7 protein-coding genes and 1 pseudogene are annotated in these 7,979 nt (G+C 59.0%); 3 read left to right on the top strand and 5 right to left on the bottom strand.

Going from position 1 to position 7,979, the window contains the following annotated elements; all coding sequences use genetic code 11:
* A partial coding sequence (locus AC1DLB_RS19255) for a solute carrier family 23 protein (RefSeq protein WP_477785456.1) occupies window positions 1-568 on the bottom strand: 568 nt, incomplete at its 3' end.
* Window positions 569-822: 254 nt separating this feature from the next.
* Here AC1DLB_RS19255 and AC1DLB_RS19250 point away from each other — a divergent pair.
* Together AC1DLB_RS19250 and AC1DLB_RS19245 are read left to right on the top strand one after the other, a co-directional pair.
* The gene (locus AC1DLB_RS19250) at window positions 823-1,104 is read left to right on the top strand and encodes a BrnT family toxin (RefSeq protein ID WP_477744452.1); all 282 of its coding nucleotides are present in this window, start codon (window positions 823-825) and stop codon (window positions 1,102-1,104) included.
* A 3-nt stretch (window positions 1,105-1,107) separates the two neighbouring features.
* A complete protein-coding gene (locus tag AC1DLB_RS19245) occupies window positions 1,108-1,452 on the top strand; it encodes a BrnA antitoxin family protein (protein WP_018928112.1) in 345 nt (114 codons plus the stop codon).
* Between the two features lie 67 nt (window positions 1,453-1,519).
* On the opposite strand, the gene AC1DLB_RS19240 is transcribed toward AC1DLB_RS19245, so the two are convergent.
* The 4 genes and pseudogenes from AC1DLB_RS19240 to AC1DLB_RS19225 all read right to left on the bottom strand — a co-directional run bounded on the left by AC1DLB_RS19240 (window position 1,520) and on the right by AC1DLB_RS19225 (window position 7,308).
* The gene (locus AC1DLB_RS19240; RefSeq protein ID WP_457326959.1) at window positions 1,520-2,359 is read right to left on the bottom strand and encodes an arylamine N-acetyltransferase family protein; all 840 of its coding nucleotides are present in this window, start codon (window positions 2,357-2,359) and stop codon (window positions 1,520-1,522) included.
* A 113-nt stretch (window positions 2,360-2,472) separates the two neighbouring features.
* Complete coding sequence (xth, locus tag AC1DLB_RS19235; protein ID WP_477785455.1) at window positions 2,473-3,267, bottom strand: exodeoxyribonuclease III; 795 nt, start codon at window positions 3,265-3,267, stop codon at window positions 2,473-2,475.
* An 84-nt stretch (window positions 3,268-3,351) separates the two neighbouring features.
* Window positions 3,352-5,634: pseudogene (locus AC1DLB_RS19230) on the bottom strand (putative bifunctional diguanylate cyclase/phosphodiesterase); the annotation flags it as partial.
* A gap of 102 nt (window positions 5,635-5,736) precedes the next feature.
* The gene (locus AC1DLB_RS19225) at window positions 5,737-7,308 is read right to left on the bottom strand and encodes a sensor domain-containing diguanylate cyclase (protein ID WP_064616978.1); all 1,572 of its coding nucleotides are present in this window, start codon (window positions 7,306-7,308) and stop codon (window positions 5,737-5,739) included.
* 194 nt (window positions 7,309-7,502) lie between these two features.
* Between AC1DLB_RS19225 and AC1DLB_RS19220 the strand changes: the two genes are divergently transcribed.
* Window positions 7,503-7,979: hypothetical protein (locus tag AC1DLB_RS19220; protein WP_477785454.1), on the top strand; the 477-nt coding region annotated here is incomplete at its 3' end.

The raw sequence follows: 7,979 nt of genomic DNA, 5'->3' as shown, positions 1-7,979 counted from the left end.
ATAGCAACACCAGCACCAGCGTCATCGCCGCCAGACCGATGTTCGCCATGCTGCCGAAATCCGGCGCATGGCTGTTGCCACCCATGGCCCAGCGCGCGGCCACCGGCATCAGCGTCAAGCCGATAGTGGTGATCACAATGCCCGTCACCAGCGGTGGAAAGAACTTGGTAATCCTTGAGAACACCGGCGTGATCAGCAAACCGATCAACGACGCGGCAATCACCGCCCCGAGAATCGACTGAAAGCCACCCTCCCCGCCACTGCTGACTATCGCGACCATGGTCGCAACGCCGGAGAACGACACGCCCTGCACCAGCGGCAACTGACAACCGAAAAACGGCAAACCCAGGGTTTGCAGCAATGTCGCCAGCCCCCCTGCAAACAATGAAGCAGCAATCAACAAACCGATGTCTGCCGGCGAGAGCCCGGCCGCCTGGCCGATGATCAAAGGCACCGCGACGATACCGCCGTACATGGTCAGAACGTGTTGCAGGCCATAAGCCATATTCGCGCCGATCCCAAGGTTTTCGTCCTCGGGCCGTTGGTGTGAAACATGGGGCGTTTTCATGGTTGGGGGGTTCCCTGGTTTTTGTTATGCGCACACTGTATTCAATACTCAGGACAACTGTCTATAGAGCTGTATACAACTGCCCAGTCAGATTATGGACACTTGTCCACGCCACCCTTTGGCCATAGCGCCTCCAACCCCAAACGTCTTGAAATACATCCCTGCGCCCCTATCCCTCCTCACCGCTAATCTTTTGCTTTCCAAGCGACCGCCAGCACGGACGCCTCCTCGCTTATACATATAAAGTATGCATAATAAAGTCATTCGAGATTCAGTATCACAGGGCAAAGAACGCGGCCAACAAACTAAAACATCAAGGCATCAGCCTCGCAGAGACAGAACCGGTGTTTTATGACGAACGAGCCCTGACTTTTCAGGACAACCATCATGATGAGCAGCGGTGGATCATCATGGGGCTGGATGCCAAAGGTCGCTTGCTGGTCGTTGCGTACACCTGGCGCGACCCGAATTTCGTGCGAATCATTTCCGCACGCATCGCCACCAAAGGCGAGCGTCGCCACTATTTGGAGGCTTGAACGATGAAAGACGAATACGACTTCAGCAACGCCAAGCGTGGAGCAATTGCCACAAGCAAAGGCAAGACCCGAATCACCATCATGCTCGACGATGTCGTCATAGAGGCTGCACGCGCTCTGGCAGAAAACGAGGGGTATGGCTACCAGACAGTGATCAACAATACTTTGCGCCAGGTGTTGCTCAGCGATAAAGGTAAAGCGGCGAAGCCCGATGAGAACGCCGCAGGTACAAACGTCGGGCATTTCAAAAAAGGCATAACCGCCTCGGAGCTGAAAAGCCTGGAGAAAAAATTGTCAGAGGCCCTCAGCGAAATCCATCACGTGATGGAGCTAGAAGTTCGTTCCTAGACACAAACCGCTTGAGTCGGCCAAATAAAAAAGGGCGGATTGATCAGATCCGCCCTTCGCGTGGTGCTCAGTTTGCCTGCGGCACCGGCTCGATCAACCGCTCCAGCACCGGCTCCAACGCCTCCTTCGCTGGCACCCGAATGTCGAACTCACGTTCCAGCAACCCGATCAACTCATCCACATCCGTCACCTGCCGCCGCTCGCTCTCACTGCCCAAGCGGTGAATGGCAAAACTGCCATTGTTCAGCGTGCGTCGCCATCCCTCCCCCGTCCGCGCCACCATCAATTGTTTGACGAAGGGCGATTCAGGATGAGCCGAGACGTACCAGTTACCGAGGGTGTAATCGATGTCTTCCTGACGTTGCAGATCGAAGATGTACATCGCCCGCCATTCACCGCCGACGTTGGCACGCAGGGTGTAACCGTCTGCATGCTGTTCGATGCGATAGGGTTCGTGGGGAGTGAGCTGTTCGTCCTCGGTGTCGAGGATCAGCGGTGCGGTGGGCACCATGCCGCCGAAGCCGACGTCGGTGATGTAGCGCACGCCGTCAAGGATCACCAGGCTCAAGCGGTGAGTGCGTGCGGTCCATGCGCCTTCGGGCTGGTTCATGACCACGCGACCGGTGATGCCGCGCGCCTCGAAACCCAGCGTCTGCAGCAAGGCCAGGAACAGGTTGTTGAGTTCGTAGCAGTAACCGCCACGGCCGTCGTGCAGGACTTTCTGCTCGATGGACGGCAGGTCGATGAGTACCGGTTGCCCTAACAGCGTGGTGAGGTTTTCGAACGGAAAAGCACCGGTGTGGCGCAACTGCAATTGACGCAGGGTTTCCAGGGTCGGCGCCGGGGGCGCGTCGAAACCCAGGCGTTGCAGGTACAGCGCAAGATTTGTCAGTCGTGGTTCGCTCATCGCTCAATCCTTATGCATGGAGCCCGCGGATCGCTCCGCCGATGGCCGCCATGTATAAGGGAAAAAGTGCTCGGGCCGATAATTGATTTCGCCAATCGCCGCTCACGCCAAAACTATCGCCGTTTGCGTGAACCCAATCGAATCCACGTCGGCGCGTGATCGCTGGCATGAGACTCGYTGCGAACCCAGGCGTCGACGCCGGCCTCTCGCAGATAAGGACTCGCTGCCTGATTGAGCAGCAGATGATCGATGCGCAGTCCCGAGTTTTTCTGCCAGTGCTGCCGGAAGTAGTCCCAGAAGGTGTAGATCCGCTCCTCTGGATACAGATGGCGCAGGGAATCAGTCCAGCCCTGATCCAGCAGACGCTGATAACACGCACGACTCTCGGGTTGCAGCAGCGCGTCCTTGAGCCAGGAGCGTGGGTTGTAGATGTCCATATCGGTGGGCACCACGTTGTAGTCGCCGGCCAGCACCACCGGATGGTCGCTGCCTTGCAGGTCCTTGGCGTACGAGATCAGCCGCTCGAACCACGCCAGTTTGTAATCGAACTTCGGCCCCGGCTGCGGATTGCCGTTGGGCAAGTACAAACACCCCACCAGAACCCCGTGCACGGCCGCTTCGATGTAGCGGCTATGGGTGTCACTGTCATCGCCCGGCAGACCACGCCGACGCTCCAGCGGTTGCGCATCGCGCGCCAGAATCGCCACCCCGTTCCACGCCGCCTGGCCCTGCCAGATAGCGCCATAACCGGCCGCCTCCAGCTCAGCGGCAGGGAATGCCCCGTCCACCGATTTGAGTTCCTGCAGGCAGGCGATGTCTGGCTGCTCCCGCGCCAGCCACGCCAGTAGATTGGGCAGGCGTGCACGCATGCCGTTGACGTTGAAGGTGGCGATTTTCAGGTTGTTCATGGTCCGATGCTCGCAACGGATGGGCGGTATCCAATTGTGACCGGGGGGCGCCACGGCAGTTGCCGTGGCGTACGTAACAGGCGACTAAAGGTGCGCGCCCTGCTGCGCAAAGTCTTCCTGCGAGGCCTTGAGCAAAGGCAGCAGTGCAGACCTGTCCACCGGACGACTGAGGTAAAACCCCTGCACTTCATGGCACTGATCCGAGATCAGGAAGTCCAGTTGCTCCAGCGTCTCGACACCTTCGGCAGTCACCGTCAGGCCCATCGCCTTGCCCAGGTTGATGATCGCCTGTACCACGGCGCGATCATTGCTGCCGCTGCTCATGGACGAAATAAAGCGTTTGTCGATCTTGATCCCGTCGAACGGATACGTGCGCAAGTAACCCAGCGAGGAATAACCGGTGCCGAAGTCGTCCATGTTCAGGCGCACGCCCAACTCCTTGAGCGCATTCATGGTCGCCAAGGCGCCATCGACGTCGATGAGCATCACGTTTTCAGTGATCTCCAGCTCCAGCCGACTGGCGGGCAAGCGGGTCTGGATCAACGCTTCGCGCACGTCCTCGATCACATCGCTACGGGCGAATTGAACCGGTGACAGGTTGACCGACACCATCATCGCACCGGGCCAGGTCAGAGCGGTCTCGCACGCCTCGCGTAGCACCCAGCGGCCCAATGGCACGATCAGATCGGTTTGCTCGGCCAGCGGGATAAACGCGTCGGGACTCAACAAGCCTTGCACTGGATGCTGCCAGCGCAGCAGCGCTTCGACCGAGACGATGCGCTTGCCATCGACGTGATAACGCGGCTGGTAATGCATCACGAATTCGTTGTTCTTGATCGCCCGACGCAGGTCGGTTTCCAGTTGCCGGCGATGCTGGATCTGATCGTTCATGTGCGCGGCAAAATAGCACCAGGTCTTCTTGCCATCGGATTTGGCCTGATACAACGCGATATCGGCACACCGAATCAGCTCCTGTGGAATATGCCCCTGGCGCCGACTCAAGGCGATACCGATGCTCGCGCCGATGTGCAGCGAGTGATGGTCGTAGTGAATCGGCTGATGCAGGCTGTCGAGCAAGCGCTCGCAAAACCGGTCGATTTCCGCGTGGCTGTCCATGCCATGGAGCACCAGCACGAACTCGTCGCCCCCCAGTCGGGCGACCAGATCAATTTCTCGTGTGCACTCGCGCAAACGGGTGGCGACTTCCAGCAATACTGCATCGCCGGCCGGGTGGCCGAGGGAATCGTTGATCGGCTTGAAGTTATCCAGGTCGATCATCAACAACGTCAGCGCCGTCGACTGCTCTTTCAGTGCCAGCGCCTCATCGAGAAAACGCGCCAGTTTGTTGCGGTTCGGCAGGCCGGTCAGGGCATCGTGCAACGACAGATGCTGGATCTGCGCATGGGCAGCGACTTCGTCGGTGATGTCGCTGGCCGTTCCGCGATAGCCCAGCACTGCGCCCTTGCGCTGGATCGGCCGTGCCGACACCCGACAGACCCGCTGTTGCCCCGATTGATCGCGGTAGGAACAGCGCAAATGGCTGACGGCTTGCTCTTCATCGAGTTTGTTCAGCCACAGCGACAACGGCGTCGTATCGCAATTGAGCAATTGCCCGATGTTCTGTCCCAGCCACTGCTGATCGGAGAACCCGGTGACGGTGCTGAAGCGTCCCGACAGATAAGTGATGCAATGCTGGTCGTCGATTTCCCAGATCCAGTCGGACGCGGCCTCGGCTACCGCACGAAAACGCTCTTCACTGGCCTCCAGTGCCTGGTTCGACAAATCGAGGCTGGTGTAACTGGCATCCACATGCCCGGACGTGCGCAGGACATAGCGAAAGAAATAAGCGGTCAACAACGCCAGAACCAGCAGCGCCCCGCCCAGTGGCGGCAGCAGTGACCAAAGCAATTGATGACCCGGCCGCTGGAGCCGGGAGACCAGACTGTAACCGGTGCCAGCGAGGGCAATAGCGGGCTGACCGGGAGCGATGACGTTGTCGGGCGTCAGGCTCAAGTCGTGCAAACCGTAATCGACGCTCAAGGCGCTGAGCTTTTCAGGGTTCAGCTGGTCAACGTATATAAGCACCGAAGTGCTTTTGGGATCGACCGCCGGGCGTTCGTCATTGGGCACAATCGCGGCGGCCGACAGCAGCGCGGGTTTGCCCTCGAACAAGGTGTAGTGGCTGACGGGTTTGATGAGGTTCTCCTGACCCTGAACCTCGTCAATGAGCGTCGCGATCGAGGTCGACAGATAGGCCGCCGCCTCGTCCTGCACCTGAAGCCCACGCACCACGGCGTATTTTGTTCGCTGGGGATCGACCACGAAAACACCCTCGTAGTGGTCCATGGTGAACAGGGTCTTACCCAGGCCATAGCAGGCATGCCCGATCATCGCTCCTGGATAACGCAAGTCATTGCCGCACTTGAAGAACCGGTCACAAGAACCATTGCCCATCGATGGTCGCAAGCGTCATCGATCCGAGCGCATCAGCGCCTCGACGCCCCCTTCCATCGACAACACCGCCGAGCGATTTCGCCCTGAATGCTTGGCCTGGTACAGCGCCGCATCCGCGCGCTTGATCAACACTTCGGTGCTGTCGTGCGCCGTCGGCACAAACGAATAACAGCCAAGACTGACCGTCAGATAGCCCGTGGGCGAACCGCTGTGGGTGATGTTTTTGTCCATGACGCTGCGGCGGATTTGCTCGGCGATCGTCAGTGCTCCATGAATGTCGGTGTCCGGCAGCAACACCGCGAACTCTTCACCGCCGTAGCGCACCGCCAGATCGGCTTTGCGGTGACAGCAACTCTTCAGGGCCCGCGCCACTTCAGCCAGGCAATGGTCCCCGGCCACATGACCGTAAGTGTCGTTGTAGCGCTTGAAGTAATCGATATCGAGCATGATCAGGCCCAGCGAGCTCGACCGCCGGGCACCGCGCCCGAACTCTTTCTCCAGCGCCCGTTCGAACAAGCGGCGGTTGGCCAACCCGGTCAGGCTGTCGTGGGTGGCGATCAGCTCCAGGGTTTTCTGCGCCTCGCGCAAATCCGCCTCGATGCGCTCGCCCGCGCGAACCTGATGAATGAACACCCAACCGAACAACCCCACGCCGAGGACAACCAGAGCGACGATCACACCGGATTGAATCGCCGTGTCGTACCAGTCCTTGAGGACCGCGTCTTTGGAGGATGCCGCCGCGACCACCACCGGATAGGCATCGAGCTGACGATAGCCATACAGCCGAGGGATGCCATCCACCACTGAGTCGATCATGGCGTTGCCGGACGTGGCGTTGGGCAAGAGTTTCTGAAAAATCTCGCCCTTAGCCAATGACCTGCCGATCTGCGATTCCACAAACGGCCGCCGCGCCAGCAGTGTTCCATCGGTCAATGCCAAAAACATCGCGCCGTTGTCGTCGAGGCTGAAGCTTTTGAAGAACTGATCGAAGTACGACATCTTGATCCCGGCCAGCAACACACCCTGGAAATGACCGCTCTGATCGTTTATCCGCCTGGAAACCGGAATGATCCACTCGCCATTTTCCCGACTACGAATGGCCGGGCCGATGTGCGCCAGGGTTGAGATGTTTTGCTGGTGAAACCTGAAATACTCGCGATCCGCCACACCAGCCCCGCGGGGTAGATCCTCGAACGACGTCACGGCCCATTGCCCCTGCCTGTCGAACAGAAATATCCCGTGCAACTGATGCAGCGCCTGCACCCGCCGGGCGAAGGTTTTCTGCAGGCGTGGCGTCTGGGCAGCGTCGAAACCTTCAGCCTGAATCCAGTCCACCAGACTGGTCAGTACCAGATCGGCCTTCATGAACGTGTCTTCGGCCTGCTGCGCCATGGCCCGGGTCAGGTTCGACGACGACACCTCGGCCAACGCCAGGTCATGCCGACGCGACTGCTCCAGTTGCAGGTAAAGCAGCCCACAGAGACAAAGGCATACCGCCGCAATGAACAGCACCGCAGCCTTGAGCAAAGGCAGTCGCTTCAAGGCACCGCCGGACGCGTGCTGCGGATCGTGAATGGGGATAGGCAAAAGTGAGTCCTGGAAAAGGGTAAGACATGAGCAACGGCCCAAAGCCCCTATTTTTTTGAGCGTAGTCTACGGGGTTGTGCGGGATAAACAGAGGATTGAGGGATAAATGGTTGTGTTTTAATTCCATGACGCAAGGCAAAACCACATGACCTTGAAGAAGCTACGATTAACTGACATCACGACAGGAAATCGAAATGAGTAAGGTAGACGAGCTCGCCGCGAAGCTTAAACAATCCCGGCAAACCAGTGCCGACGCGACCATCGCCGATCAAGCCATCGACAGCTGGCCCGCCCAGGTCTACGAGCTGTATCACCAGATCGAAGCCTGGCTGCAACCACTGATCGAGGTGGGCCTGAAGCTGCGACGCAATTCCACCCATGTATTCGAGAGTGCGCCGGACGGCGCGACTTACGATTACGCCATCGACCAACTGCTGATCGAAGGCAACCACCACGGCATCACCTTCGATCCCGTCGCGCGCTTCACCGTCGACGGTGCCGGGCGGATCGAAATCCACTCGACAGGCAAGGAACTCGCCTTGTTACGAACCGTGAACGAACACGGCGAGACGCAGTGGTGGCTCCAGGCGAGCGAACAATCCGGACAACAACCGGATGCGATCGCGCTGACGGAACACAATTTGCTGCTGGCCGTGCAGGAAGGCTTGGGG

This window comes from Pseudomonas sp. 05N434 (assembly GCF_056396965.1).
The sequence above is the reverse complement of the archived record's forward strand: the minus strand, read 5'-3'. Positions and strand labels throughout refer to the sequence as shown.